At 63.3% G+C, this 25421-nt stretch carries 26 protein-coding genes; 2 read left to right on the top strand and 24 right to left on the bottom strand.

Translation table 11 applies throughout. The features are described from left to right. Nucleotides 1-13: 13 nt before the first annotated feature. Genes ACG33_RS00405 through ACG33_RS00395 form a run of 3 tightly spaced genes read right to left on the bottom strand, consistent with a single transcriptional unit; the run spans nucleotide 14 to nucleotide 2791 of the window. Nucleotides 14-877, bottom strand: a complete 864-nt coding sequence (locus tag ACG33_RS00405; RefSeq protein WP_066917858.1) for a TIGR03619 family F420-dependent LLM class oxidoreductase — start codon at nucleotides 875-877, stop codon at nucleotides 14-16. 33 nt (nucleotides 878-910) lie between these two features. Then, nucleotides 911-2470, bottom strand: a complete 1560-nt coding sequence (locus ACG33_RS00400) for a class I adenylate-forming enzyme family protein (protein WP_066917857.1) — start codon at nucleotides 2468-2470, stop codon at nucleotides 911-913. A gap of 9 nt (nucleotides 2471-2479) precedes the next feature. Then, nucleotides 2480-2791 (bottom strand): hypothetical protein, encoded by a 312-nt coding sequence (locus tag ACG33_RS00395; RefSeq protein WP_066917856.1) that lies wholly within the window; start codon nucleotides 2789-2791, stop codon nucleotides 2480-2482. 270 nt (nucleotides 2792-3061) lie between these two features. Between ACG33_RS00395 and ACG33_RS00390 the strand changes: the two genes are divergently transcribed. Next, a complete protein-coding gene (locus ACG33_RS00390) occupies nucleotides 3062-4516 on the top strand; it encodes a CoA transferase (RefSeq protein ID WP_083536307.1) in 1455 nt (484 codons plus the stop codon). Continuing rightward, a complete protein-coding gene (locus ACG33_RS00385) occupies nucleotides 4510-5919 on the top strand; it encodes an amidohydrolase family protein (protein WP_157071609.1) in 1410 nt (469 codons plus the stop codon). Before ACG33_RS00390 ends, ACG33_RS00385 begins: the two co-directional genes overlap by 7 nt. 17 nt (nucleotides 5920-5936) lie before the next feature. Here the strand turns inward: ACG33_RS00385 and ACG33_RS00380 are convergent, their stop codons facing one another. The 21 genes from ACG33_RS00380 to ACG33_RS00285 form a co-directional block, all read right to left on the bottom strand. Then, entirely contained in the window at nucleotides 5937-6956 is a 1020-nt protein-coding gene (locus tag ACG33_RS00380) for an MBL fold metallo-hydrolase (RefSeq protein ID WP_066917853.1), read from the bottom strand. A gap of 88 nt (nucleotides 6957-7044) precedes the next feature. After that, complete coding sequence (locus tag ACG33_RS00375) at nucleotides 7045-7503, bottom strand: MaoC family dehydratase (RefSeq protein WP_066917852.1); 459 nt, start codon at nucleotides 7501-7503, stop codon at nucleotides 7045-7047. 14 nt (nucleotides 7504-7517) lie between these two features. Continuing rightward, complete coding sequence (locus ACG33_RS00370) at nucleotides 7518-8303, bottom strand: SDR family oxidoreductase (protein ID WP_066917851.1); 786 nt, start codon at nucleotides 8301-8303, stop codon at nucleotides 7518-7520. A 24-nt stretch (nucleotides 8304-8327) separates the two neighbouring features. Next, entirely contained in the window at nucleotides 8328-9497 is a 1170-nt protein-coding gene (locus ACG33_RS00365; protein ID WP_066917850.1) for an acyl-CoA dehydrogenase family protein, read from the bottom strand. Continuing rightward, nucleotides 9494-10612: an acyl-CoA dehydrogenase family protein gene (locus ACG33_RS00360; protein WP_066917849.1), complete on the bottom strand. Its 1119-nt coding sequence runs from the start codon at nucleotides 10610-10612 to the stop codon at nucleotides 9494-9496. The genes ACG33_RS00365 and ACG33_RS00360 overlap by 4 nt, the downstream gene beginning before the upstream one ends. Before the next feature lie 9 nt (nucleotides 10613-10621). Then, on the bottom strand, nucleotides 10622-11497 hold the full coding sequence (locus ACG33_RS00355; RefSeq protein WP_066917848.1) for an SDR family oxidoreductase: 876 nt from the start codon (nucleotides 11495-11497) through the stop codon (nucleotides 10622-10624). 5 nt (nucleotides 11498-11502) lie between these two features. Then, nucleotides 11503-12657 (bottom strand): acetyl-CoA C-acetyltransferase, encoded by a 1155-nt coding sequence (locus ACG33_RS00350; protein WP_066917847.1) that lies wholly within the window; start codon nucleotides 12655-12657, stop codon nucleotides 11503-11505. An 18-nt stretch (nucleotides 12658-12675) separates the two neighbouring features. Continuing rightward, nucleotides 12676-13749 (bottom strand): acyl-CoA dehydrogenase family protein, encoded by a 1074-nt coding sequence (locus ACG33_RS00345; protein WP_066917846.1) that lies wholly within the window; start codon nucleotides 13747-13749, stop codon nucleotides 12676-12678. Nucleotides 13750-13760: 11 nt separating this feature from the next. Continuing rightward, the gene (locus ACG33_RS00340; protein WP_066917845.1) at nucleotides 13761-14915 is read right to left on the bottom strand and encodes an acyl-CoA dehydrogenase family protein; all 1155 of its coding nucleotides are present in this window, start codon (nucleotides 14913-14915) and stop codon (nucleotides 13761-13763) included. Between the two features lie 66 nt (nucleotides 14916-14981). Next, complete coding sequence (locus tag ACG33_RS00335; protein ID WP_066917844.1) at nucleotides 14982-15737, bottom strand: enoyl-CoA hydratase family protein; 756 nt, start codon at nucleotides 15735-15737, stop codon at nucleotides 14982-14984. Next, a complete protein-coding gene (locus ACG33_RS00330) occupies nucleotides 15730-16812 on the bottom strand; it encodes an NAD(P)H-dependent flavin oxidoreductase (RefSeq protein ID WP_066917843.1) in 1083 nt (360 codons plus the stop codon). The genes ACG33_RS00335 and ACG33_RS00330 overlap by 8 nt, the downstream gene beginning before the upstream one ends. Nucleotides 16813-16824: 12 nt before the next feature. Further along, complete coding sequence (locus ACG33_RS00325; RefSeq protein ID WP_066917842.1) at nucleotides 16825-18009, bottom strand: lipid-transfer protein; 1185 nt, start codon at nucleotides 18007-18009, stop codon at nucleotides 16825-16827. Continuing rightward, nucleotides 18006-18440, bottom strand: coding sequence for a Zn-ribbon domain-containing OB-fold protein (locus ACG33_RS00320; RefSeq protein WP_066917841.1), 435 nt, complete (start codon nucleotides 18438-18440; stop codon nucleotides 18006-18008). Before ACG33_RS00320 ends, ACG33_RS00325 begins: the two co-directional genes overlap by 4 nt. An 18-nt stretch (nucleotides 18441-18458) precedes the next feature. Beyond that, a complete protein-coding gene (locus tag ACG33_RS00315) occupies nucleotides 18459-19226 on the bottom strand; it encodes a CoA-transferase subunit beta (protein ID WP_066917840.1) in 768 nt (255 codons plus the stop codon). A gap of 11 nt (nucleotides 19227-19237) precedes the next feature. Then, on the bottom strand, nucleotides 19238-20113 hold the full coding sequence (locus tag ACG33_RS00310) for a CoA transferase subunit A (protein WP_066922609.1): 876 nt from the start codon (nucleotides 20111-20113) through the stop codon (nucleotides 19238-19240). 264 nt (nucleotides 20114-20377) lie between these two features. After that, nucleotides 20378-21634 carry a sulfotransferase family protein gene (locus ACG33_RS00305; RefSeq protein ID WP_066917839.1) on the bottom strand — a complete coding sequence of 419 codons (1257 nt, stop codon included), beginning with the start codon at nucleotides 21632-21634 and terminating at the stop codon, nucleotides 20378-20380. Between the two features lie 20 nt (nucleotides 21635-21654). After that, the gene (locus tag ACG33_RS00300; protein WP_066917838.1) at nucleotides 21655-22512 is read right to left on the bottom strand and encodes an SDR family NAD(P)-dependent oxidoreductase; all 858 of its coding nucleotides are present in this window, start codon (nucleotides 22510-22512) and stop codon (nucleotides 21655-21657) included. A 66-nt stretch (nucleotides 22513-22578) separates the two neighbouring features. Next, nucleotides 22579-23331: an SDR family NAD(P)-dependent oxidoreductase gene (locus ACG33_RS00295; protein ID WP_066917837.1), complete on the bottom strand. Its 753-nt coding sequence runs from the start codon at nucleotides 23329-23331 to the stop codon at nucleotides 22579-22581. Next, nucleotides 23328-24605, bottom strand: coding sequence for an alkyl sulfatase dimerization domain-containing protein (locus ACG33_RS00290; protein WP_066917836.1), 1278 nt, complete (start codon nucleotides 24603-24605; stop codon nucleotides 23328-23330). The genes ACG33_RS00295 and ACG33_RS00290 overlap by 4 nt, the downstream gene beginning before the upstream one ends. Before the next feature lie 37 nt (nucleotides 24606-24642). Continuing rightward, nucleotides 24643-24813, bottom strand: a complete 171-nt coding sequence (locus ACG33_RS15945) for a hypothetical protein (protein ID WP_157071608.1) — start codon at nucleotides 24811-24813, stop codon at nucleotides 24643-24645. A gap of 10 nt (nucleotides 24814-24823) precedes the next feature. Beyond that, nucleotides 24824-25018 (bottom strand): hypothetical protein, encoded by a 195-nt coding sequence (locus tag ACG33_RS00285; RefSeq protein ID WP_066917835.1) that lies wholly within the window; start codon nucleotides 25016-25018, stop codon nucleotides 24824-24826. Between the last annotated feature and the right edge of the window lie 403 nt (nucleotides 25019-25421).

Here is a 25421-nt window from a genome sequence, read left to right as displayed (position 1 = left end):
AGATGCCCGGCGGTTATGAGTACTTGGCAATGACCTCGTCGCCGAAACGCTTGATGGCGTCGATCTGTCCCTGTCGATCGCGCACGGCCGAGGCATATCCCCAACCGGCCTCGGTCGCCCCCAACTGTGCGAGGCGCCGGAAGTCTGCCACCGTGCGGGCCGCTGCATCATTGACGTGCACTTCGAAATCGGTGCGGTCCGCAGTACCGTACTCCTGGCGGTAACGATTCAACTCGCCGATCAGCTTCGCCAGCGTATCGAAGTCGCTATTGGCCGACACCCAGCCATCACCGAGATAGGCGGCTCGTTTCAGCGCCGGAGTTGTGTGTCCGCCGATCAAAATCGGTATCGGCGTTGCGGGCACCGGATTCATCTTGAGCGGCCCGAAGTCATAGTTCTCGCTGTGGAACTCGAAAAACTCTCCGCTCATCACTCCGCGGATGATCGCAATACACTCGTCCATCAACACACCGCGACGCTCGAAAGGTACGCCGTTGTAGATGAAGTCTTCCTTCCATGGACTGAGTCCCGCTCCGAGCGCCACCCGCTCATTGCTAACTACCGCCAGCGAACTAAGTAGTTTGGCCAATATCAGCGGCTGGCGCACCGGCACCTTCAGCACACCCGGGTAGAAGCGGATACGCGAAGTCACCGCCGCCATCGTGGACATGGCAATGAACGGCTCGATGAACGCAGTGGCATTGATGTAATTACGGATGGTCTGCGTGTCGTTGTAGGGGTATTCCGACTCGGTCGTCTGCGGATAGAACAGACTGTCGGGTATGCTCACCGAGCTGAAGCCGGCGGTCTCCGCTGCTTGCGCCAGCGCAGGAAAGTCCTGATAGTGGCTGAAACCGAGCAACAGTGCGAATTTCATCCCACCCTCCTATCCGCTCTGTCGTCAGATCGGCTAGGTCGTCAGATCGGCGAACTGCTGCTTGAGCACCCGCCGCAGCACCTTGCCCATCTCATTGTAGGGCAGCTCATCCAGGTAACGGATCTCACTGGGAACGCGCGAGGAACGCAGCCGCCGGCGCACCCACTCCTGCAGCTCCGCCGGCGTCGCCTTCGCGCCCGCCTTCAGCACCACTGCCGCCCCGACCCCCTCGCCCCATTGACGATCCGGTACCGCCACCACCGCCGCATCGCGCAGCGCCGGATGCTCCTGCAGCACCTCCTCGATCTCCCCGGGGGAGATATTCTCCCCGCCGCGCACGATCACATCATCCGCCCGGCCCTCAAGGTACACATACCCGAAGCCATCCACATGGCCGCGATCGCGCGTGGCGAACCACCCCTGCGCATTGAGCTGACTGCCCTGCTCCAGATACTCCCCGGAGACCTGCTCGCCGCGCACATAGATCTCCCCGGACTGCCCCGCTCCAAGCAGCTGGCCGTCCTCATCGCGCACCTGCAGCTCCACCGTCGGCACCGGCTTGCCCACCGAGGCCAGACGCCGGCGAATCTGCGGATCCTGGCTCTCAAAGCCACTGCGATGATCCTCAGGGCCCAGCAGACAGATCGTCGAGCTCGTCTCGGTCAGCCCGTACGCATTGGTGAAGTCCACCCCCGGGAAATACCCCATCGCCTGCTCGATCACCGCCAGCGGCATCTTGCCCCCCCCATAGGCGATCGCCCGCAAGGAGGGCACCTCGGCCGTCGCACACCCCGCCTGCTGCAGATGATCCACGATGCGCGAGAGCATCGTGGGCACCACGAACGCATTACTGATCCGCTGCGAGCGGCACAGCTGCAGCCAGCCGGCGGCATCGAAGTTCGCCATCTGCACCATGCGCCGGCCCGCATACGTGGAGCTCAAGATCGCCGAGATACCCGCGATGTGGTACGGCGGCACCGAGATCAGGATCGCATCCGTCTCGCTCGCACAGCCAAACTCCACCGTGCCCAGCACATAGGACATCAGGTTCTGATGACGCAGCACCGCCGCCTTGGGCCGCCCCGTGGTGCCGCTGGTGAACAGCTGAATGGCGGTATCCTCACCCTGGCCCGGGGCCGCCAGATCTTCCGCTACCGCTGGTGATGCCCCTTGTGATGCCCCTGGTGATGCCGAGGCCTCGATCGCCCCCAGGCTCAGGCGCAAAAACTCCTCCCGCCGCAGCACCTCGATCCCCGCCGGCAAGCGCAGCGTGCTCAGCAGCGGCTCATCGCTCAGCAGCACCGCCGGGGCAATACGCTGCAGCTGCTCCTGCAGCTCGGGCGCGGTGAGCCGGTAGTTCAGCGGCACATACACCGCCCCGGCATACGCCGCGGCGAACAGCGCAATCGGCACCGCCGGGCTGTTGGTGTCCAGCACCCCAAAGTACTTCACCCCCGCCGCGGCGATGCGCCGCGAGCCTGCCTGCGCGCCCGCCAGCAGCTGCCCGTACGTCAGATGCGTCTCCCCGCAGCTCACCGCAATGCGCTGCGCATGGCACTGCGCCGCCATCTCCAGCGCCATGACCAGATTCATCGCTTGATCCTAATCCGAAGAGGGCAGCGGCTTGGCCTGCTTCACCGTCAAGGCCTCACCCCCAAGCCCCAGCGCACCCTTGCCCGCCTTCGTGCACAGCAGCTCCAGCGTATCGCCCGCATCCACATAACGCTTGCCCACCAGCGCCATCTCCCCCGCCTCAGCCGCCACATGCTCACCGACCCTCTTGGGCGCATCCATCGCCACCATCTCCACCCCTCCGCAGCTCAGCACCACCTCCTCGGCCGGCGAGCGCACCACCATCACTTCCGTATCGCATACCGCGCATTTCACGCGTGTGCCTGCCTTCAACAGCCTCATGTGTATTCCCGTCGCTTTAATTCAGGCATTGGTGCCTTGATCTTTCACCGCACAGCCTAGCTGCGCGACAGATATAGACCTTTAATTATGGCTCGCCATAATACGTCATTCATCGTCCACCCAGACTACACCGGACTGCCTCGACGCCTCCCGGATCATTCCGGCGGCATGTCACTGCCTGAGTTCCTTGCCGGCCGGGTCGCAGTCCGGGTCGTTGCCGGGTCGTTGCCGAGTTGCTGGCTGAATGCGAAGGCGGTCCGATAATCTAAGATGCCGATGATAATGATTCCTCATGCTGCATACGACTCCGGCGGCCCGCTTGCATACCAGGCACTGCACCTGACGGGGCGCGGCATGGCGACCGGCTATGCGCGGGTATTGCTTCAGTCACTGGGAGCCAGCGTCGAGGCATCCTCGGGCCCCGAGGATACAGACCCCGCGATCGCATGGGCACGCAGCGGACTGATGTCTCTCACCGGAACGGCTGACGGTCCGGCGCAGATGTGCCCAGTCCCGTTGGCAAGCTGTGCGGACGGAACGCTCAAGGCGTTGCGCTGCATCGCTGTTGCCAGCCATGTCGATAGTCCTTTGGCCGATGCTCTTTCAGCCGACACGCTTCCGGTCGGTTCGGCACTACTGGGAGAACGAGCCGCCATCGCAGGACTTCGCCGCAATGGCTCTGTCTCACCCGGTGGAAGCTGCCATTTGCTGCAGACATCCGACGGCTGGCTCGCTATCAACCTGACGCGCGAAGCCGACTGGGACAGTGTGCCCGCCTGGCTCGAAGACGAACATAGCGGTACCTGGGAGGCCGTGATCGCCGCAGTGGCATCGCGCCGCACCGTCGCACTGGTGGAGCGCGCACGATTGCTCGGCCTGGCTGCCTGCGTCTCGGCCCCACCTACCCCGTCGACAGGATCATGGTATATCGCGACACGGTGCGGCCCGCCGACTTCATCCATGGAGCGCCGCGGTCCGATGCGCGTCGTGGATCTATCATCGCTGTGGGCGGGACCGCTGTGCTCGCACCTGTTGCAGATACTAGGCGCACAGGTCATCAAGGTCGAGAGCCTGGCGCGGCCCGACGGCGCCCGCGGCGGGCCTGCGGAATTCTACGATCTGCTCAATGGCGGCAAGCGCAGCGTCGCTGTTAATTTCGACGGACCGGGCATCGCGCGTCTGCAGGAATTGATCGACTGGGCCGATGTGGTCATCGAGGCTTCGCGACCGCGCGGGCTGCGCCAACTCGGCGTGATCGCCGAGGACTGTATCGCCCGGCGCGGCGGACTCACCTGGATCAGCATCACCGGCTACGGTCGTGATGAGCCGGAAGCCTACTGGACGGCCTTCGGCGATGATGCCGGTGTCGCTGCCGGGCTTTCCGCCATGATGTACGAGATGACCGGACTGCCGTTGATCTGCGGCGACGCCATCGCCGACCCGCTCGCCGGCATGCACGCGGCATTGGCGGCGCTGGCCAGCCATCAAGGCGGGGGCGGCCGCCTGCTATCGCTCCCCCTGCGCGACGTCGTTGCACATTGCATCTCCTATTCGATGCCTGCAGATCGGGAAGTTTTGCGCGAGCGCTGGAAGTCCTGGACACAGATCGCCAGGGCACACGGTCTGGACGCTACTCCGCCGGCCGCACGACGCGCCGCCGATCGCGCGCGCGACCTCGGAGCCGACACCGATACCGCGCTCGGCGGGTGGGACCGCTCATGCTGATACACAATGCGACCCTGCAAGACGGCACCCTTGTGGATCTGCGTATCGAGGGGCCATCCGTAGCGGCAATCGAAACACACCTACCGCCCCGTCCAGGCGAAATTCTGCTCGATGCCGGCGGCGGTGTACTGCTGCCCGGACTGCACGATCATCATCTTCACCTGATGGCGCTAGCCACTTCACTGGAATCGCTGCGCTGCGGACCGCCGCATGTGTCGACCGCGCAGGAACTCGAGCATCGGCTTGTTGAGCATGCAGCCATTCCGATCGAGCCGGGTCAGGACTGGATTCGCGGCATCGGCTATCACGAGTCGGTCGCCGGGGAAATCGATCGCGACTGGCTGGATCGCGTGGTGCCATCGCGCCCCGTGCGGGTACAACACCGCTCCGGCCGTCTGTGGATCATCAATTCCCCTGGCCTGGAACGCCTGTGTTCCTCATCCACGGCAACGACCCTGAGGCAGGCGCCGCCCGCCGCCGAATTGGCAACCGGCCGCATCCTCGATGCGGACCTGTGGCTTCGTGACCGGCTCGGCGGACGAGCACCGTCACTGCGCCGCGCCAGCACCCTGTTGGCGAGTTATGGGATCACCGGCGTAACGGATGCCAGTGCACGCAACACGTGGTGCGATTATGAGCATTTCATCGACATCGTGGCCCGCGATGAATTATTACAGCGACTCATCGTGATGGGCGATGCCAGCCTGGATGCAGCACAGTCCACGGCGTTCGTCCAACGCGGCCCGACGAAAATCTACCTGCGCGAAGCCGCCCTGCCTACCGTCGAGCAATTATTCGCCTCGATTGCGCACAGCCACGCAGCCGACCGGGCGGTGGCAATACATTGCGTCACTGAAACCGAAGTTGTCTTTGCAAGCACAGCCTTCGCCGAGGTCGGCAGCCGGCCAGGGGATCGCATCGAGCACGCCTCGATCGCGCCACCGGAGGTCATTGCGCTGCTGGCCGACCAGGGGCTTACGGTGGTGACACAACCAAACTTCATTCGCGAGCGCGGCGATACCTACCTGACGGATGTCCCCGCCCGTGATCGAGCCTGGCTATATCGCGGACGCGGATTCATCGATGCCGGCATTCACCTCGCCGCCGGTACGGACGCGCCGCTCGGTGAGCCGAATCCCTGGCTCGCCATGCAGGCTGCCGTCGATCGTCGAACCCTGGGCGGCAAAATGCTCGGTGAGGACGAAGCCCTTTCTCCGGAGGAGGCGTTATCGCTCTTCAGCGGCGATCCACTCGCACCCGGAAGTGGCGGCCACCGGATTGCGCCAGGCTCGACCGCCGATTTTTGCGTACTGGATCGACCCTGGACCGTAGCCAAAAAAAATCTCGCAGCGACACGCGTGATCGCAACGATACGGGCTGGACACCTGATATGGCAGGGTTAGCTCATCGAGACGAGGACTCAGATACCGCAAACCTGGTACCGGTAGCTGTCCTGGGCAGTCAAGATACGCTGCACGCGACACTGCTTGAGCAGATAAGCCAGATGCGCCATGGTCTCACCGACGGCCAGGATATTCTCCAGCGCCGCGGATCGGCCGGGGAATAGCCGCTGCGACAGACCGTAGGCCGTATCGGGTCGCTCTGCACAATGAGTCAACACGCGCTCGAGTACCCTGAAATGATGCTGCTGCAGCTCACGCGCCCGGGTTCGCAGACCATAGAAAGGCAGTTCGTGCGCCGGCAGCACCAGCGTCTCCTCCGGCAACTCGCCGATGTGCTCCAGGGAGATCAGCCAATCCTTCAGCGGGTTGGCCTCGGGCTCGAAAGGCAGCACGCCGACATTGGGACTGATACGCCCGAGCAGTTGGTCACCACTGAGCAAAACGCCAAGTTCGCTGCAATAAAGCGAGATATGTTCGGGTGAATGGCCTTCGCCGCCGCGCAACTGCCACTGGTGGCTGCCGATGACCAAGGTTTCACCCTCGCGCAGCCGTCGATAGGCCCGCGCCGGGGGGGATGCCAGGGCGAACAGCTGCAAGGCCTGCGGCAACTCGGCCACTTGTGCCTCGCTCATACCGGCATGTCTGAAGTAAGTCCGTTCTTCCCATGAATCGAAGGACGTGTCGTGCACCAGGCGCATGGCGAAATATTCGGCACGGCTCATGTACAGCGGCACGCGCAGCTTCTCCGTCAGCCAGCCCGCCAAGCCGCAATGATCACCGTGATGATGCGTACAGACGATGCCGGTGATCGGTGCATCCAGGCGGGGCAGGATCCGCGTCCACAGCTCACGCGTGGCGGCGGTATCGAAGCCGGTGTCGATCATGCGCCAGCCTTCGCCGTCGCGCACCAAATAGAGATTGATGTGGTCGAGGGCCATCGGCAGCGGCATGCGCAGCCACTTGATGCAGCCCGGCACGACGTCGATCAACTCGCCATTGCAGGCGGGCGCCTTGAACGGAAAAGTGAGCGATGTCATACGCGAGTCATTCCCGGCATGCTGATCTCCTTGTTCACGCAGGCGTGGATCTTGGCTTTCGATGCCTTGGTTTCCTCGGGCGCATGCATCAAAAATATAATCGGCTGATCGTATCGACGACGCAGGCGGGCTTGTCGCCGCCTTCGATCTCGACCGTGATGCGGATGATGACCTGCACACCATCGCCCTTGACCTTCTCGGCGGCAACCACCTCACCGCGACCGCGGATGCGCGATCCGGCCCGCACGGGGGCAGGAAACCGTACCCGCTCGCAGCCATAGTTGACGCCCATCTTCAAGCCCTCGTACGCTACCAGTTCCGGCAGGAATTTGTTGGCAAGACTCAGCGTCAGGTAGCCGTGCGCCACACAGCCGCCGAACGGACCTTCGGCCGCCCGCGCCTCGTCCACGTGAATCCATTGATGATCGTCGGTAGCATCCGCGAAACGGTTGATGCGCTCCTGAGTGAGCGTCATCCATTCGGTGACACCCAGATCACGGCCCACTGCCGCAAGTACACCCGCCACCGAATCGAACAGCTGCGTCATCGCCGCTTTACTCCTCAGGCACGCTGCGAGCTGACCGAGACCACCTCGCCAGTCATGTAAGACGAATAGTCGCTGGCCAGAAAGACCATCACGTTGGCCACTTCCCAGGGTTCGGCGCCGCGCCCGAAAGCCTCACGAGCCACTAGTTGGGAAAGCAATTCATCCGATGCGGATTTGCGCAGGAAGGCATGGATGGCGATCGACGGCGCCACGGCATTGACCCGTATCCCGAACTCTGCGGCCTCGATGGCCGCACAGCGCGTCAACGCCATCACACCCGCCTTGGCGGCCGCATAGTGAGCCTGTTCGGCCTGGGCGCGCCAGCCGAGCACCGAGGCATTGTTGACGATCACACCGCGTCCGCGCGGGCGCATGACCTTGAGCGCTGCCCGGATCATGCGGAACGTGCCGGTCAGCGTGACATCGATGACCTTGGCCCACTCCTCATCCTGCATCTCGACGATGCTTTTGCTAGTGCCCAGACCCGCGTTGTTGATCAACACATCGACTCCGCCAAGCCTGGCTGCGGCGAACTCGAACAGCCCCTGGACCTGCTCCTCCTGGGAAATATCGCAGAGCTGACCATACACGGCCTCCAGTCCTGTCTCCTTGCGAATCGCGGCCACGGCCTCGGCGAGCCGGCGTTCATGAGTGTCGCTGATGACCAAGGCCCGGCAGTTTTCTTCGGCGCATCGTTTCGCGGCCGCAAAGCCGATTCCAGCACCGGCCGCAGCGGTCACCAGCACGGTCTTGTCGCGCAGCAATGCATGCGCGGGTACATACTCAGGAGGTGGTCTCATGGGTTTTCCAAAATGATTTCGCCGTCAGCGTGGCATGCCGAGCGCGCGCTCGGCGATCAAGTTGAGCTGGATCTCGTTGGTGCCCGCGTAGATCGTATCGGAACGGCTGAACAACCAGATCCGCTGCAGTTTTTGTGTCAACGGATCCTCATCGGTGAGCAAGGCTGCTGCACCGAGCACGTCGGCTGCAAGGCGGCCGAAGTCGCGGCGCCAGTTCGACCAGGCATATTTGGCAATATAGGCTTCGCGCGACACCGGCGCGCTGCCCGCGCCAGCATCGTCCTGGGCGAGCACGCGCAATGCATTGCAGCGCAGCGCATCGAGCGTCACCGCGGCCTGTGCGATGCGCTGGCGCAGCAGCGGATCACGCGCCGCACCATTGCGCCGGGCCACCTCGATGAGACACGCCAATTCACGCTCGAACCCTGCCTGCTGGCCCAGTGTCGACACCCCGCGCTCGAAGCCGAGCAGCGCCATCGCCACTTTCCAGCCTTCGCCGGGGGTTCCCAGATGCAGTGACGCCTCCGTGCGCGCACCGTCGAAGAACACTTCGTTGAATTCCGACTCGCCGGTGATCTGCCTGATCGGCCGGATCGTGACGCCCACCTGCCGCAACGGTACCAGCAACATCACCAAGCCATGGTGGCGCCGTGAGCCGGGCTCGCAGCGTGCGACCACGAAAATCCAGTCCGATTGGTGCGCCCAGGAGGTCCAGATCTTCTGGCCGTCGATGACCCAGTGATCACCGTCGAGGCGGGCGCGAGTCTGCACATTTGCCAGATCAGAACCGGCACTCGGCTCGGAATAGCCCTGGGCCCAGTACTGCGTGCCCGAGCGAATACCGGGCAGGAAGCGCTGCTGCTGTGCCGGCGTACCGAACGCCATCAGCGTGGGCGCCAGCAAGGTCTCGCCGATATGCCCAAGGCGTCCCGGACCGCCGGCGCGCACGTATTCTTCGTGAAATGCCACCTGCTGAGATAATGGCAACTCACGCCCACCATGCTGTCTGGGCCAACCGATGCCCACCCAGCCACCCTGTGCGAGCTGCTGCTCCCAGCGCTTGGCAAGCTCGGGATCGTAACCGGCGTCGCCCAGTCCACCGCGACCGCGCAACGGTTCGAACTCGCCTTGCAGATGCGCCTGCATCCAGGCGAGCACCTCGGCGCGAAACGCCTTGTGACCGATGTCCGTCATGCGACAGCCTCGTCCAACAACGCAGCGGCCAGCCGCTCGCGCCATGCCGGTGGCGTGAGCCAGGCACGGGCTGCCTGTGCACGCTTGAAATACAGATGCGGATCGTACTCCCAGGTGAAGCCGACACCGCCATGCAGCTGGATCGCCTCCTGGGTGCAGTACTGCGCCGCATCGTCGGCCAGGCTGCAGGCCATGGTGGCAAGACGCAGCATGCGCGTCTCATCCGGCTGGCCATCCAACCCATGGGCGGCACCCTGCACCGCCGAGCGTGCCAGTTCCACCGCCACCATCATGGTCGCGCAGCGATGCTTGAGCGCCTGGAAGGTTGCCAGCGGCTTACCAAACTGCACGCGCTCTCCCAGGTAGGCGACAGTCATATCCAGACATTGTTGCGCCACACCGACTTGCTCGGCGGCCAGCACGACAGCCGCCAGCCGCCGGCCCTGTTCAAGCGCACGATCGACCGCCGCACCGCTGGCCAGGCATTCGCTGTTGCGTACCTGCACGCCCTGCAAGCGCACTTCTGCGACCGGCCGCGTGGCGTCATAATTGGCTCTCGGGCGCCGGCTCACGCCGGGCGCATCCAGATCGACGGCCAGCAGCAGCCGCTCTTGCCCGGCCTGCGCGGACAGCAGCAGCCAGTGCGCCGCCATCGCCGCCGGCACGGCCGGCAGCAGGCCATCGAGTTGCCAGCACTCACCCTCGCGTCGTACCGCCGGTGGCGCGTTCTCCAGCAGGCCGGTAGCCAGCGTCAACACCTGCTCGCCGCTGGCCAGCGACGGCAGCCAGCGTGCCGCAACGATCTCCTCGCCGACAGACATGAGGGTCGTGCCGGCCAGGACGAGACTCTCCAGCCAAGGAACGCAGGCCAGCCGACGGCCGAGCGCCTCTGCGACCAACGCCAGCTCCGTGGCGCCCAGACCCAGACCGCCATGCGCCTCGGGGATATGCAGCCCGCACGCTCCGAGTTCGCCAAGCTGCGCCCATAGTTCGGCGTCGAAACCGCCGCCATCGAAGGCCGCGTGACGCATGCGCGTCGAGTCGCTCGCCCGCGCCAACAGCTGCTCCACGGACTGCGCGATCTGACGCTGCTCTTCGGTAAGCCTCAGATCCATGCCGCGCGCCTAGCTGCCGTACACCGGTTGCGCCGGCTTGCCTTCGGCGATGAGCTTATCGATGACCGCGGTCAGCTCCGCCGGCTCCCAGCGAGCGCCCTTGTCGGTGATCTTGCCGGTGTGCCAGCCCTCGGCGATCGACAGTTCTCCACCCTTGGCCTCGAAACAATGCCCGCTGACATGCGCCGACAGCGGGCTGCCGAGCCAGACGACGATCGCGGCGACATTCATCGGATCCCAGACGTCGAAGCCGCTGGCTGGTTTTTTCACCATCTCGGGCATCGCCCCCTCGGTCATCGCCGTGCGCGCCGCCGGCGCCAGGCTGTTGACGGTGATGCCATAGCGCTTCAGTTCCACGGCCTGCACCAGTGTCAGTGCAGCGATGCCGCCCTTGGCAGCCGAATAATTGCTCTGCGCCACCGAACCCTGCAAACCCGCACCGGAGCTGGTATTGATGATGCGTGCATCGAGCGGTTTACCCGCCTTGCTCGCATCCCGCCACCGCCGGCCGAGCACACTGGCGAGGCAAAAGTGTCCCTTCAGATGCACACGCATCACGGTGTCCCAGTCATCTTCGCTGAGCGACAGGAACATGCGATCGCGCAATACACCGGCATTGTTGACCAGTACATGCACCTCGCCGAACGCCGACAGCGCGGCGTCGACGATCCCCTGCGCGCCAACGAAGGTCGTAATGTCACCGCTATCGGCCAACGCTCGACCGCCGGCGGCCACGATCTGTGCGACCACCGCTTCCGCCGCATCGCGCCGGATATCGTTGACGACGACGCTGGCGCCCTCGGCCGCGAACGCCAGCGCATAGGCACGGCCCAGGCCGCCGCCGGCGCCGGTGATGATTACGGTACGTCCGTCACAAATACCCATGATCTTTATCCCATTCGTTCAATGATCGTCACATTGGCCTGCCCACCGCCCTCGCACATGGTTTGCAGTCCATAGCGTCCGCCGGTGCGCTCGAGCTCATGCAGCAGGGTCGTCATCAGCTTGGTACCGCTCGCCCCGAGCGGATGGCCGAGCGCGATCGCGCCCCCGTTCACGTTGATCCGGGCGTGCGGATAGCCGGTTTCCTGCAGCCAGGCCATCACCACCGAGGCGAAGGCCTCGTTGATCTCCACCAGATCGATATCTTCGAGTTTCATACCGGCTTTCTTGAGCGCATTGCGAGTCGCCGGAATCGGCGCGGTGAGATGCCAGATCGGATCGTCGGCCAGCACCGAGAGGTGCACGATGCGCGCACGCGGCTTGAGGCCGTAGCGTTTCAAGGCGGCCTCCGAAACCACCAACACGGCCGAGGCCGCATCACACACCGAACTGGATACCGCCGCGGTGATCTTCGGATACGCCGGATCGACCGGTTGCAGCGTCGCCATCTTCTCCAAGGTGCTGACGCGCGCGGTCTCATCCATCAGAAACTCGCCGAACGGCACCACCTCGCGATCAAAACGCCCCTCCGCCATCGCCTTGAGCGCACGATCATGGCTCTCCTTGGCAAAGATCTCCATGGCCTCGCGACTGATATTCCAGTGATCGGCGATGCGTTGTGCGGCATAGAATTGATTCACCGGGGCATCCCCGAAGCGCGCCTGCCAGCCCTTGCTTTCCGCAAATGGCGTCGTAAACCCCAGCGGCCGCCCCGCCAGCATCGCCGAGGAAATCGGAATGCTGGACATGGTCTGTACGCCGCCGGCCAGCACCACATCCTGCGTCCCGCTCATCACCGCCTGTGCGGCGAAATGCACCGCCTGCTGTGAACTGCCGCATTGCCGATCGATCGTCGTCCCGGGAACGTTGAGCGGCATACCCGCTACAAGCCACGCGGTGCGGGCGATGTCGCCTGCCAGGGCACCGATGGTATCGACACAGCCGAAGATGACGTCATCGTACTCGGCCGCCGGCACGGCATTGCGCTCGACGAGTGCCTTGATGACATGCGCACCGAGATCGGCACCGTGCACCTGGGCAAGCGAACCGCCACGCCGGCCCGTAGGAGAGCGCAGCGCATCGACGATAAAGGCTTCTGGCATGGAATCGTCCTTCCTTTCTCAATACAACGTAGCGGCAGGTCCGAGCGGTGCATCATCGCGCAGCAGCGCCTCGCCGAGACGTGCTTTGTGAAAGCCGCGATCGCCCCAGGCGGCATCCAGCACCCAGGCACGCTTCATGAACATCTGCAGGTCGACCTCCCAGGTATAGCCGCTCGCGCCATGCACTTGGATGCCCTTGCGCGCCGCAGTCCAGGCGGCTTCGGCACAGGCGAGTTTGGCGTGTGAGACCAGCGCGGCACGATCTCGCTCGTTGCGCTGCAAGGCCAGCGCCGCGCGATAAAGCACCGGCCGGGCGAACTCTATCCGGGTGACGACATCGGCAAGATGATGCTTGACCGCCTGAAAGGAACCGATCGGCCGCCCGAACTGCTTGCGCTGTGCCGCATAGTCCACCGACAGATCGAGCATGCGCTGCGCCAAACCGACCAGCTGTCCGGCCACCGCGACCGTCGCCCGGTCTAGCGTTGCCTCCGCAATCGTCCGTGCGGCTTCGCCGCGCAACAACCGGGTCGATGCATCCAACGGCTGCTGCGCCAGCACGGAGAGGCGGCGCGATCCGTCGATGCTGCCGATCGCCGAACGAGCCAGCCCGGCACCGGCCAACGCATGCAATTCGAGGATACCGTCGGCCTCGGTGCGAAACGCCAGTACCAGGTCGGCCAGGTGTGCATCGGCTACCCATGGATTGACCGGATGCTCGATCGACACGCGCGCGGTGCCCGCGGCGATTCCCGGCAACCACTGCGCCCGCAGCGACTCGGCTTCCGGCACGGCGCACAGCAGGCCGGTGGCAACGTAAACCGTATCGGCCAGCGAATCCGGAATGGCGTAATAGCCCAGTTCCTCGGTGATCAGCGCCCAATCCACATCGGCCAGCCCAAGGCCGCCATAAGCCTCTGGAACCGACAGCGCCGTCACGCCTTGCTGGGCAAACTTGGCGCGTAATTCGGGCGCCCGTCCGCCGCCGGTCTCCCAGATCTCACGCAGCAGTTCGGGCGCCGCCTCGTTCATCAGGAAACGGCTGACCGAATCGCGCAGCGCCAGTTGCTCCTCGTTGAAGGTGAAATCCACGACTCGCCCCTTCAGGATTTCGGCAGGCCAAGCACCCGCTCGGCAATGATATTGCGCTGGATCTCATTGCTGCCCGCATAGATTGGGCCGGCTTGCGCAAACAAGAATCCTTCGAGCCAGTCCCGTACTTCGGGATCGTCGATGAGTTCGGCGCGCGGCCCAAGAATCCGTATGGCGGTTTCGTGCATCTGCAGATCGAGTTCGGACCAGAAAATCTTGTTGGTGCTGGCCTCGGCGCCGATGCGCCCGCCTTTCAGCAGCCGGCCTACCGTATAGTAGCTTGCGAGGTTGTACGCCTCGGCGTCCATCCATGCTTTCAGTACGCCTTCGCGGATCGAGGGATCACGATCGGCGCTCGCCTGATGACGTCGGTACAGTTCCACTAGACGCTGCGCCGTACGCTGAAAGCGTGCCGGCGAACGCAACAGCAGGCCGCGCTCGAAGCCGGCCGTGGCCATCGCCACATTCCAGCCCTGGCCTTCCTCGCCGATACGATTCGCAATGCTGACGCGCACGTCATCGAAAAACACCTCGGCGAAAGCCTGCTTGCCGTTCAGCGCCACGATGGGCCGGATCGTGATGCCCTTGGCATCCAGCGGCACCAGCAGATAGCTGAGCCCATGATGCCGGACACTTTGTGGATCGCTGCGGAACAAGCCGAACAGCCAGTTCGCGAATACCGCGCGCGTTGACCAGATCTTCTGGCCGTTGATGACATACTCATCGCCGTCGCGAACCGCCTTGCTAGCGATATTGGCCATGTCCGAGCCGGCGTTCGGTTCACTCCAGCCTTGCGCCCACATGTCATCGCAGCGGGCCATGCGTGGCAGGAAGCGTGCCTTCTGCTCCACCGTACCGAATTCCATCAGGGTGGGACCGAGCAATAGAATGCCGTTCTGATTCACGCGCATCGGTGCGTCGATGGCGTGGTACTCTTCCTCGAAGATCAACCAGTCGATAAGGTTGGCACCACGGCCGCCCAACTCCTTCGGCCAGGTCACGCTGCTATAGCCGCCTTCGGCGAGCTTGGCTTCCCAGGCGCGATGCTGTTCGAAGCCCTCGCGGGTATCGTAGCTCTTGAGCGGTGCCGTCGGTATGTGATCGTGCAGCCAGGCGCGCGCTTCGGCGCGAAACGCTTGTTGCTGCGGCGTGAAATCAAGGTCCATGCGCTGCCCAAACACGATCGGGTTGGATATTCATCAGGGTCGTCCCTACGCTTGAGCCCGGCCGTACTAGAACCGGGTATCGCGTTTCTCAACAAAGGCACGCCGCGTCTCCGCCGAGTCCGGGCTCATGTAAGCCTGCAAGGTAAATCCCTGCTCCCAGCGATATTTTACCTCGAGATTGCCGTCCTCGATACCGGTGAGCGCTTCCTTGGCAATACGGATCATGGCCGGACTTTTCGCGGCGATCTTGGCGGCAATGGCCATCGCCTCATCCCGCAGCCGCTCGCGCGGCACGACCCGCTCGATGGCGCCGAGCCGGAAGGCTTCCGGCGCACCGATCATTTCACCGGTGAAAAACAGGTATCGCGTCTTCTGTACGCCGAACATGCGCTGCAGGTGCGCCGCGCCGCCCATCGCGCCGCGATCCACCTCGGGCAGGCCGAAGCTCGCATCCTCGGCGGCGATGACGATATCGGCCGCGCCGCAGACGCCGATGCCGCCGCCGAGCACGAAGCCGTGTACCGCCGCAATCACCGGCACCTTGTTGAGATGCACTGCCTTGAAGGTGGCGTAGTTGCCGGCATTCACAGCCACGATCAGACTGGAGTCGGCATCGAGTTCCTTGATGTCGACACCCGCACAAAAGCCTCGACCTTGCGCGCGAATGACGATGACGCGCACGGCCGTATTTTCACCGAGTGCCGCGATGCACTCGGCGAGCGCATACCAGCCGGCGGAATTGAGTGCGTTGACCGGCGGGCGATCGAGCACCACCTCGGCCACACCATTGTCATGGATCCGGCTCGTGAACTGCTCAGACATGATTTTCCTCGGTGCCGATGGCCAACAGCGCATCACGGCGCTCACGCGCCTGCGCAATGATTCCTTCGATGACCTCCTGACAACTGTCCACACGGTTGATCAAGGCAGCCACCTGGCCGGCAGCCATCACGCCCTCGGCCGGCTTGCCCTCGATCATGGCGCGCTGCAGCAGCATGGGCGCATTGGCGGCCATGACGGTCTGTGCCACGCTGCCCGCATCGTCACGCAGGCTCTGCCAGAGCACCTTGAGGGCATGCGCGCTGGTCATGCCGGTCTGTGACTTGTATTGCAATGCGAGATTGAGCGCGATTCGCAGGCGTCGCAACGGCGAAGCCTTTTCCAGCATCGCCAGATAGGCGTTCGGAATCATGCGCTGCGGCATACCATCGACCAGATGGGAAATCTGGATCTTTTCGGCTTCGCGGGCGGCGAGATAGCATTCCAGAGTTACCGCCGGCACCTTGCTGTCGGTCGTCATCAAAAAACGCGTCCCCATCGCGATTCCCTGTGCACCGTACGCCAGCGCCGCGAGCAATCCGCGTCCATCGAAAAAGCCGCCCGCAGCGACCACCGGTACCTTTACAGCATCGACGACCTGCGGCAACAGTACCGTGGTCGGCACGCTGCCGGTATGCCCGCCCCCTTCGGAGCCCTGGATGGTGATGACATTGGCGCCCATTTCGATCGCCTTGCGCGCATGCTTGAGGGCGCCGACGGTGGGCATGCAAACGATTCCCGCATCACGCAGCCGGCCGATCACCTTCTTGTCCGGCCCGCGTCCGTAGCTCACGGCGCGGATACGGTGTTTCACAGCCAGATCCAATAGCTGCGCCGCGTTCGGCTGGAACATGTGAAAATTGAGTCCGAAGGGCTTATCGCCGGTCAGTTCGCGCACCCGGACGATCTCGGCTTCGATCCGATCCGCGGCAATCGTAGCGCCGGCCAAGAAACCGAAACCACCGGCATTCGCCGTTGCCGCCACCAGATCGGAGCCGGTCACCCAGCCCATGCCGGTTTGCACGATCGGGTAGCGGCTGCCCAGCAAATCACAAAGCGGCGTGTGAAAATCCGACATCGAGTTCCCGCCTCAGCGCTTGACGATCACCGATGAACCATGACCGAAAAGACCCTGGTTGGCAGTGATGCCGACTTTCGCATCGGCACTGACCTGGCGCGCGCCGGCCTGCCCTCGCAGCTGCCAGGTCAGTTCGCAGACCTGCGCCAGCGCCTGCGCCGGAACGGCCTCGCCGAAGCAGGCCAGTCCGCCGGAGGCATTCACGGGAATGCGTCCGCCGACCTGCGTCGCACCGCTACGCAGTAACGCGGCTGCCTCGCCACGGGCGCATAGCTGCAAATCCTCCATCCAGTCGAGTTCCAGAGCCGTGGACAGGTCATAGACCTCGGCCAGATCGATGTCCTGTGGACCGATGCCGGCTTCCTCATATGCCTTCACGGGCAGGGCAGCGCGAAAACTGTGAGCCGCGGCGCTGACGGCCGAATCCGTCGCCAGATCCGGCATCTCGATCATGCTCGAAGCAAAGGTCGGCGTGACAGTGGAGATCGCCGCCACCTTCGGTGCATCGGTACGCCCGATACGCCGCGCATAATCGACGCTCGACACGATGAGCGCAGCGGCGCCGTCCGAGGTCGCGCAAATATCCATCAGCCGCAACGGATTGGCCACCATCGGCGAGGCCGCAACCTCCGCTGCGCTAAAGCACTTGCGATAACGGGCGTTCGGGTTCTCGCAACCGTGCTTGGAGTTCTTGATCTTGACCTGCGCGAAATCATCGACCGTATCGCCATACAGCGCCATGCGACGCCGTGCATAAAGCGCAAAATAACTCGGATTGGTGATGCCAAGACGAAAACGCACCCAGTCCGGATCGTCGGGCCGCTCCCCCTTCGCCGGCGCCAGAAAACCCTTGGGTGTGGTGTCCGAACCGATCACCAGCGCAAGCTCGCATTCACCCGACAGGATCTTCGAACGCGCGGCGGCCAGCGCCTGGGAACCGGAGGCACAGGCGGCATAGGAGGTATTGACCTGTGCACCCTGCCAACCCAGAGCCTGCGCGAAAGTCGCGCCGCTCACCTGTCCCGGATAGCCGTTGCGGATGGTTGCAGCGCCGCTGACAAATTGCACATCGCACCAGTCGACACCGGCATCCTTGAGTGCAGCGCGGGCCGCCACGACACCATAGTCGATGAAGCTGCGCCCCCACTTGCCCCATGGATGCATGCCGACGCCGAGAATGACGATATCCTTGCTCATACGACAGGTTTCCACTTCCAGGAAAGAAGCCGCTCGCTCGGCGTGTCGCACAGCCTCTCGATCACCAGTTCCATCGGCATCCCGACCTGCAGAGCATCGACGTCGACACCCTGCACGACCGGCCCGAGCACGATCATGCGTTCAGCCTCGAGTTCCACCGCGGCGATCGCGAAGGGTTCAAATGGTTCGGCGGCGATGAACGGTTCGGGTGGCTGATAGCAGGCGTTGGTATAGGACCACAGCCGGCCATGCCGGGACAGCGCCAATTCCTCGAACTGCTCGCCCTCGCAGACCGGATTGCGACAGAAACGTGTCTGACGTGGAAAATAATACGTCCCGCAGCTCGTGCACCGTGTACCGATGAGAGCCGCCCCAGCCTCATCCCGCGTGAACCAGCCCTCGAGAAACGGCCGCTCCGTCTTGTCGCTCATGCTCGTTTCATGCTCCGATCAGGCTCCGAATACGCCGGCGCGCAATCCATGCGGATCGAGCCGCGCCAGCAACGCCAGTTGCTCGGCCGTCGGCGCCGGTGTACTCGGCACCGACGCCGGAACGTGCAGCGGGAAACCCGTCGCCTGCTGCACCTGCTCCAGCGTCACACCCGCATGCAGACTGCGCAACTGCAGCTGGTGATCCGGGCCGCCGAAGTCCATCACGCATAGATTGGTAAGCACCAGGCGGATATCGATATCATCGAGCCGCCAGCCGCGTGCAAGACGAGCCGGGTTGTAGCCCACCGAGGCGACCATGTCGACTTCACCGGCGACGAATACCTTGGTGCCGTGATTCGGGATAAAGAATGAATTGGCGTGATTGAACGAATTACCGGGGAAGCCACGCACGCCCAGCATCTGCACCTTAGGCTTGCGATAGTCCGTGCCGATCATGGAGATGTTTGCCTGGCCGTAGCGATCCATCTGGGTCGGGCCGACCATGGCGTGACGCTTGCCGCCCCACACGTTGTCGAAGATACGCGCGAATCCCATATGCGATTCGCGACGCATGACATAGTCGCCCCGCGGTCCGAGCGGCACGGGTTCGGCGACCATCCACGCCTCGCTGTCGGTCATCATGAGGTCCGGGTTGCAGGTCAGTTTGGCAAGTGAGGCCGCCAGCCGCGGCACGATGCCGATACCGGTCGCCAGCACCTCCCCGTCGTTGCGCCAGGCCTCCGAGGCGGCGCAGATGATGGCATCTACCAATGCAGTGTCGGTCATCGCGTTCTCCGTCAGAACACCGGCAACGGCAGCTTTTTCACTGCCGCTTCGCCGCCGACGCGCTGCAGGTATTCCACCTCGCTGCAGGCGATATAGCGCTCATAATATTTCGCCCAGCCGTCAGCCTCCTTGGCACTGGCGGTGTATTCTCTGAAATGCTTCACATCGAATCCATACAGCGGCGCACATGAACTCGGATGTGCGCCACAAGGCAGGTGTACCACGCCGGTGGTTTCCGCCCGCTCCCAGAATACATAACGCGCCTCCTCATCCTGCTCGAAGAACTGCGGTTCCACCAATTCATCACAACTGACATAGGTACGCGACGCGGCGCGCGCAAACACATCGTCCATGTACAGATCCGGACCCTTGACCTGGCACACGCCGCGCGCATCGGCGCGATCCACGTGCAGCAAGGCGGCATCCAGCGGCAGCGCCGGCATCGCCAGCCACTGGCGCTCGTCATACGGGGAATCGACCAACCGGATGTCCGGATTGTGCTTGATCACGTCCGTGCCCAGACCGGTCCGAGTCGGGATGAACGGGATGCGCATCGCGGCTGCTTTCAGCCCGAGCAGCAGCAGGCCCTCATCGATTTCCATCACCTCCAGCGCCCCTGACTGCCGTGCCGCACGAAAATATGGCTCCAGCGGGATGAAATCGAGTGAAACGAACGCAAAAATCAGCTTCCTGACTTTTCCTGCCGCGCACAGCATACCGACATCCGCACCGCCGTAGGCGACCACGGTCAGATCGCGCAACGGACTGCGCAGCAACTCGCGCACCAGCGCCATGGGCTTGCGGCGTGGACCCCAGCCGCCGATACCGATGGTCATGCCATCGCGCAACTGCGCAATGACATCGCCGGCGCCGACCAACTTGTTCATGCCGCGGTTCATGCCGGGACCGTTCCACTGCCGGCCTGCATGACTGCTGCAGTGGCTATAGTCGGAAGAAATCCGTCATGGATGGATCGCCGGGCCATAGTCGTTCTCAAAAAATGCCACCTGGAGTTTTAGTTTTGTACTTTTACGCGAATAGAAGCTCAAAGCCTACGTCCTAAAGGACTAGGAGGCGAATGCCGCTTCGTAAAAGTGGTTTGCCGCCGACCATGGCCGCTTCATCCGCGAGCGCAGAGACGCTCTCCCGGTTCAGTACGTCTCGGCCTTGACGGGGAAGCGATCGAAGTAGAAACGGAAGCGCTCGCGCAGCGCCGCCGGATCGACGCCGAAGTCCCGCTGCAAGTTATAGACGACCTGTCCTTCCTTACCGCGCGGATGATCAGTGATGTAGCCCTCGAGCGCCGCGCGCGGCGCGATACCGAGTTCGAGTTCCGCGATCGCGTACACCTGCTCCATCGTCCCCATCTGATCGGCCATGAACATGTGGAACATCGAATCGACGCAGCGCTCCGCCGGTACCGATTCACGATCCCGCACACAGGCGCGCAAGAGATGCTCGATGCGATCGCTCCAGTACTCGATCAGCGATTGCAGCGCGACATGACGGCGATTCATGCGCTGACCGTAAGCCAACATGGTGACCGTGGACTGGATCACCGCCACCGGATCGCGATGCGTGATCACGACTGTCGCATCGGGAAAAGTCTTCATGAGCACCGGCAACTGCTCGAGATGTTGCGGACACTTGAGCACCCAACGCTTACACTCGCCGCGGCGCCATTGCAGCAGCCGCAATACGTTCTTCATGTACTCGTAGTGCGGCGTCTGGTCGTGTGCGTAATAGTGATCGCGCCATTGGGGCGTAAGACTCAGCCATTCGAAGTTATAGGAGGCGAAGTCCGGTCCCATGAGTTCGATCTCTTCATGGACGTGATCCGGATTCATCGGATGCATGGCGGCCAGGAGCGGCGTGACCTGCTGCATGCCCGCCCACGCTTCGGCACAGCGCCGATAGCGCGGATCGGTGGCATCGCCCGACGCCGGCTCACCCGGCAGCGGTACCGGCTCGTAGGACTCCCACAGCGGCAACGAGTGCAGCCGACGATCGGCAGCCAGCAGATTCACCATATGCGTGGTGCCCGAGCGCGGCAATCCGACCACGATCACGGGCCGCTCGATGGGCTCCTGCAGAATCTCGGGATGACGCTGCAGCGTGTCCTGGATCAGCAGACGATTGCTCGCGTAGCGCACCAGATAGCCGTGCAGCACCGAACGATGGAAGCCGGTGATCTCGGTATCTGTATCCCAGGCCTTGCGCAGCACGCCGAGCCGCTCGCGAAAATCATCTGGGCCGAAATCCATCAGGCCGGTGTGCCGACGTGCAGCCTCGAGGATGGCCTGTTCGCTGAAATCGACGCTGACCGTCTCGCCCCAGGCCAGAGCGCCGGCTTGCACCTCACCCAGACGCGGCGCAGCCAGATCATCGATATGAATGGCGTTGGCCATGCGAGATGTTCCAGGATGGCTCAGTCTTGTTGATCGCTGGCTTGTCTAGCATCGGCTGGTGCGGCGCCGGCATCCAGCGCCGCCAACACGGCCTGGGCATTGAAGGCGATGAGTTTGTCGCGCGGCATGCGTCGCATCATATTCACGTACTTGCGATTCTCGACCCCCGGCACATGCAACGGCGTCTTGCCAAGTTGATGCAGCGCCTGCTTCACGACGTCAACCGGGGACATGAGATTGGGCATGAGCTCGGGCTTGAAACCCTGCAGCGTGATCGCCTCGGTGTCGGTGGCGCCCGGGGCGAGCACGAGCATATCCACGCCGCTACCGGCCAGTTCGCCGTGAAGACCCATGCCCAGGCTATGAACAAAAGCCTTGGTCGCCGCATAAGCCGTCGAGAAGGGATAAGGCGCCTCGCCTTCGACCGATCCTGTCAAGATGATGCCGCCGCGCCCACGTGCGCGTAACCGCGGCAGCAGTGCGTGAGCAAGCAACAGCGGGGTTCGTGCATTGACATTTAACATGGCCTCGATGCGCCCGCGCGCCGCCGCGGCGAAATCACCCTTGAGGCCGAAGCCGGCATTACTCACCAGCAATCCCAGATCCCGATCACCGATCGCCGCCACAATACGATCGACCGCCTCAGACTCGGCCAGATCCACAATGATCGGTTCGATCTGCAGTCCGCGGCGACGGCCTAGCTCCTGGGCGAGACGCGCCAGGCGATCTGCGCGACGCGCGACCAGCAGCAGATTGATGCCGTTGCGGGCCAGTTGGCGCGCGAACTGTTCACCGATCCCGGAGGAGGCGCCGGTCACCAGCGCCCAGGGTCCGTATTTTTCCTTGAATTTTTCTTTGAGATCCCGTGGGGTTGTCATCGCTGTGCTCCTGTCGTTACGAACGACGCCGCCGGCAGGATCTCCTGCCCGTCGAGCGCGGGTATTTCAGCCCATCACGCTGAAGCCGCCATCCACCGGCAGCGTCTGTCCCGTAACGAAGCTCGCTGCGGCGCTCGTCAGGAAAAGCACCGCGCCGGCGATCTCCTCGGGCGCGCCAAAGCGCTGCATGGGGGTGCGCAGACGCGAGGATTCGCTGTCGGGTGTTGCCAGGAAATGCTCGGTCATGCGACTTTGGATAAGGCCCGCCGCTACGGCGTTGACACGGATACGATCCTTCGCCCAGGCGATCGACAGCGTCTTGGTCAGCTGCACCAGCCCGGCTTTCGCCGCGCCGTATCCGGGTACGATCTCCACACCGAAGTAGGAGGTCATCGAGGCGATACCGATGACGCTGGCACCGCCGGCGAGCGCGCTCGCCGCAAGCTTGGGGCGGCAGGCATGCGCCATGCGATAGGTGCTGAGCAGATTGACGCGTACGGCACGCTCGAAGAATTCCGGTTCATATTCATTCTGCGCCGCAAAATTACCACCGGCGTTGTTAACCAAGATGTCCAGCTGCGGCAACGCAGCGGCCACCTGCTCGATCTCGGCATCGTCCTCCAGCCGCAAGCGAAGATACCGGTAACCGGCCAGATCGCCGCCATATTCAGCCGCGCTCGAGCGCGTGCCCGTGATCGTCACGGCCGCACCCGCTTCCCGATAGGCGGCCGCGATCCCGGCGCCGATGCCCGAGGTGGCCCCGGTGACCAGTACCTGCGCGCCATCATAGTCGTAGCGTACGGTCGACCACCGAGTCATGCCTCGATCTCCTGTTCAAGCCGGCGAATCTGGGTACGCAGCCAGCCCGCCTCCCAGAAATTACTGGCGCCCGAGCGCTCCAGCAGGGCGCGATTGGCATCGCGGGCCAGGATGAGTGCACTGCGATCGCGCGGCGCATGCGCAAGCGCCGCCTCGGCGAGCAGCATCGCAGCCTCCGGATCTCCGCTCACGAGCTGACTGCGCCCTCGCGCCACGACCGCCTCCAGACCGGCCAGCGCAACCAGGTCATCATAGATATCGCGTGGCTGCGTCGGATAGAGTTCACTCGTCGCCTGCGCCTTGAACCAACCCATGTACTGTTCCCAGATCGTGCGCACCGCCCAGCTCACCCTGCCATAACCCTGACCGACATAGAGTTCCGGCGGCAGTCGTACCTCGCGCATGAGCGTCCAGATGTCTTTGCCTGCGTTCATACCCTCGAGCGTACGGCGATGCACGTAGTCCACCGCCGCATCCAGTCGCTCGAAGCAGGCGCCGATGAGTTCGCGACCCTCGATCGGTGCGAAACGCCCTGTGATCAACAGCTCGGGCTCCAGTGCTCGCACGCGCCGCAGCGAGTCGAGATAGGGCTCGACGAAACGATAACGATCACCGCGGATAGTATTGAAGTTTGGAAAGTGAGGAAAGAGCGGCCCCAGCATGTTGCCGGTGAATAAAATGCGATGCTGCGGCAACCAGACCACGCAACTATCGATGGTTTCACCGCCCGGCACCGCATAAAGCTCGAAACGCAATCCTCCGAGTTCGAAGGTGTAGCTGTCCTCGAAACTCACCTCGGCCACCGGCACATCCTGGGGAGGCGGCGTGGCCGCGGAGGCATCTGATGAACCTTGCGGCCGACGCGCAGCTTCGAGGGCATCACTGAACCAGATGTAAGCCTGGGCCTCGCGTACCTGCTTGATACGCTGATCGTCGCGCTGGCAAAGCGGCAGATCACGCTGCGCGACGAGCAGTGTGCCGCGCTCACGAAACAGCGCCACGCCGCCGACATGATCGACATGACCCTGGGTGAGCAGAATGTAGGGAGTAGGTCCCGCACATACGGCATCGAACAGCCGCTTGTGCGTCGGCGCCTCGAAGCCCATGCCGGTATTGATGATCACCCGGCCGGCCGGCGTCACCACCATATAGGCGCTGGAAAGTCCGGAGGATTGCCAGATGAAGTCGCGGATCCCGATCGCCTGCTCGAGGTACGCAGGCCGGTTGACGAAGAAATCGGGACGGCTTTCGACCAATTGCCTGACCGGATCCATCCACAGCTCCTTGCAGCCAGCCCAACAGCCGGCTAAATCAATTGATTAATAAATGTGGATTATTTTTTTCAAGGGTGGGGTATTTTTCTCGAGGGGTCAAGTTTCCCGCACACCGCCGACGCGCCGAAGCATGGCTCGCCACGTATATACCGGGCGCGATCGAGGCTGCCAGCAGGTCGGCGGCAGCAGTGTTGGCTATCTCGCTCATGGAGGCGGCATCAAGAGATAGCATCATATTGCCGCGCAGCTTGAAACGGCCGCTCCCTGGGCAGATCGCCGCCCGCCGGACGCGTGATGCTCGTCATGCCTGTCACATCTTGATCGAGGATCACCTGCCACTGCTTGCGGTGCATCAGCGAAGGCAGCCCCTGCTTCGGGAGCGAACCGGCACCGACCACGATGGTACGCAGCATGATCCTGAGCGGGACAGCTCTCCATGGAGCTGAAAAAGGCCGCTGATGCCGCTCATTCCATATCGTCCGCGCACTATACATGTGCGCCGGACGCACCATGCAAGTGCATGAATATGCACTGAAATGAGGCGTTTTTTTGGTGCATTGACGCAGCAAGTCACCGTTGTAATATGAATGCCATCTCATCGGGTTGAGCTTGGAAAGTTCGTCGCGCCGCGGTGCCGGGCGCAGCACCTGCCCGCATAAAGCAACCCCATTTGATTCAGTAATTTAGGACTGTCAGGCAAAAGCATGGCGGTCCTTTCCGGGTGCCGGCGGACGCTCAAGGATTCAACGATCCCTGGGTGTATGCGCCGCCGCGCTGGATGTGGAGGACAGGCGCCCGACGGTTTCTTATCGACAC

This window comes from Steroidobacter denitrificans (assembly GCF_001579945.1).
Taxonomy (GTDB): Bacteria; Pseudomonadota; Gammaproteobacteria; order Steroidobacterales; family Steroidobacteraceae; genus Steroidobacter; species Steroidobacter denitrificans.
This window is presented reverse-complemented; position numbering and strand designations above follow the sequence as displayed.

Bases quoted from the DNA above. Each gene is read 5' to 3' on its own strand.
- ACG33_RS00405 (WP_066917858.1), bottom strand. From the start codon at position 877: ATGAAATTCGCACTGTTGCTCGGTTTCAGCCACTATCAGGACTTTCCT.
- ACG33_RS00400 (WP_066917857.1), bottom strand. From the start codon at position 2,470: ATGAATCTGGTCATGGCGCTGGAGATGGCGGCGCAGTGCCATGCGCAG.
- ACG33_RS00395 (WP_066917856.1), bottom strand. From the start codon at position 2,791: ATGAGGCTGTTGAAGGCAGGCACACGCGTGAAATGCGCGGTATGCGAT.
- ACG33_RS00390 (WP_083536307.1), top strand. From the start codon at position 3,062: ATGCCGATGATAATGATTCCTCATGCTGCATACGACTCCGGCGGCCCG.
- ACG33_RS00385 (WP_157071609.1), top strand. From the start codon at position 4,510: ATGCTGATACACAATGCGACCCTGCAAGACGGCACCCTTGTGGATCTG.
- ACG33_RS00380 (WP_066917853.1), bottom strand. From the start codon at position 6,956: ATGACATCGCTCACTTTTCCGTTCAAGGCGCCCGCCTGCAATGGCGAG.
- ACG33_RS00375 (WP_066917852.1), bottom strand. From the start codon at position 7,503: ATGACGCAGCTGTTCGATTCGGTGGCGGGTGTACTTGCGGCAGTGGGC.
- ACG33_RS00370 (WP_066917851.1), bottom strand. From the start codon at position 8,303: ATGAGACCACCTCCTGAGTATGTACCCGCGCATGCATTGCTGCGCGAC.
- ACG33_RS00365 (WP_066917850.1), bottom strand. From the start codon at position 9,497: ATGACGGACATCGGTCACAAGGCGTTTCGCGCCGAGGTGCTCGCCTGG.
- ACG33_RS00360 (WP_066917849.1), bottom strand. From the start codon at position 10,612: ATGGATCTGAGGCTTACCGAAGAGCAGCGTCAGATCGCGCAGTCCGTG.
- ACG33_RS00355 (WP_066917848.1), bottom strand. From the start codon at position 11,497: ATGGGTATTTGTGACGGACGTACCGTAATCATCACCGGCGCCGGCGGC.
- ACG33_RS00350 (WP_066917847.1), bottom strand. From the start codon at position 12,657: ATGCCAGAAGCCTTTATCGTCGATGCGCTGCGCTCTCCTACGGGCCGG.
- ACG33_RS00340 (WP_066917845.1), bottom strand. From the start codon at position 14,915: ATGGACCTTGATTTCACGCCGCAGCAACAAGCGTTTCGCGCCGAAGCG.
- ACG33_RS00335 (WP_066917844.1), bottom strand. From the start codon at position 15,737: ATGTCTGAGCAGTTCACGAGCCGGATCCATGACAATGGTGTGGCCGAG.
- ACG33_RS00330 (WP_066917843.1), bottom strand. From the start codon at position 16,812: ATGTCGGATTTTCACACGCCGCTTTGTGATTTGCTGGGCAGCCGCTAC.
- ACG33_RS00325 (WP_066917842.1), bottom strand. From the start codon at position 18,009: ATGAGCAAGGATATCGTCATTCTCGGCGTCGGCATGCATCCATGGGGC.
- ACG33_RS00320 (WP_066917841.1), bottom strand. From the start codon at position 18,440: ATGAGCGACAAGACGGAGCGGCCGTTTCTCGAGGGCTGGTTCACGCGG.
- ACG33_RS00315 (WP_066917840.1), bottom strand. From the start codon at position 19,226: ATGACCGACACTGCATTGGTAGATGCCATCATCTGCGCCGCCTCGGAG.
- ACG33_RS00310 (WP_066922609.1), bottom strand. From the start codon at position 20,113: ATGAACAAGTTGGTCGGCGCCGGCGATGTCATTGCGCAGTTGCGCGAT.
- ACG33_RS00305 (WP_066917839.1), bottom strand. From the start codon at position 21,634: ATGGCCAACGCCATTCATATCGATGATCTGGCTGCGCCGCGTCTGGGT.
- ACG33_RS00300 (WP_066917838.1), bottom strand. From the start codon at position 22,512: ATGACAACCCCACGGGATCTCAAAGAAAAATTCAAGGAAAAATACGGA.
- ACG33_RS00295 (WP_066917837.1), bottom strand. From the start codon at position 23,331: ATGACTCGGTGGTCGACCGTACGCTACGACTATGATGGCGCGCAGGTA.
- ACG33_RS00290 (WP_066917836.1), bottom strand. From the start codon at position 24,605: ATGGATCCGGTCAGGCAATTGGTCGAAAGCCGTCCCGATTTCTTCGTC.
- ACG33_RS15945 (WP_157071608.1), bottom strand. From the start codon at position 24,813: ATGAGCGAGATAGCCAACACTGCTGCCGCCGACCTGCTGGCAGCCTCG.
- ACG33_RS00285 (WP_066917835.1), bottom strand. From the start codon at position 25,018: ATGCTGCGTACCATCGTGGTCGGTGCCGGTTCGCTCCCGAAGCAGGGG.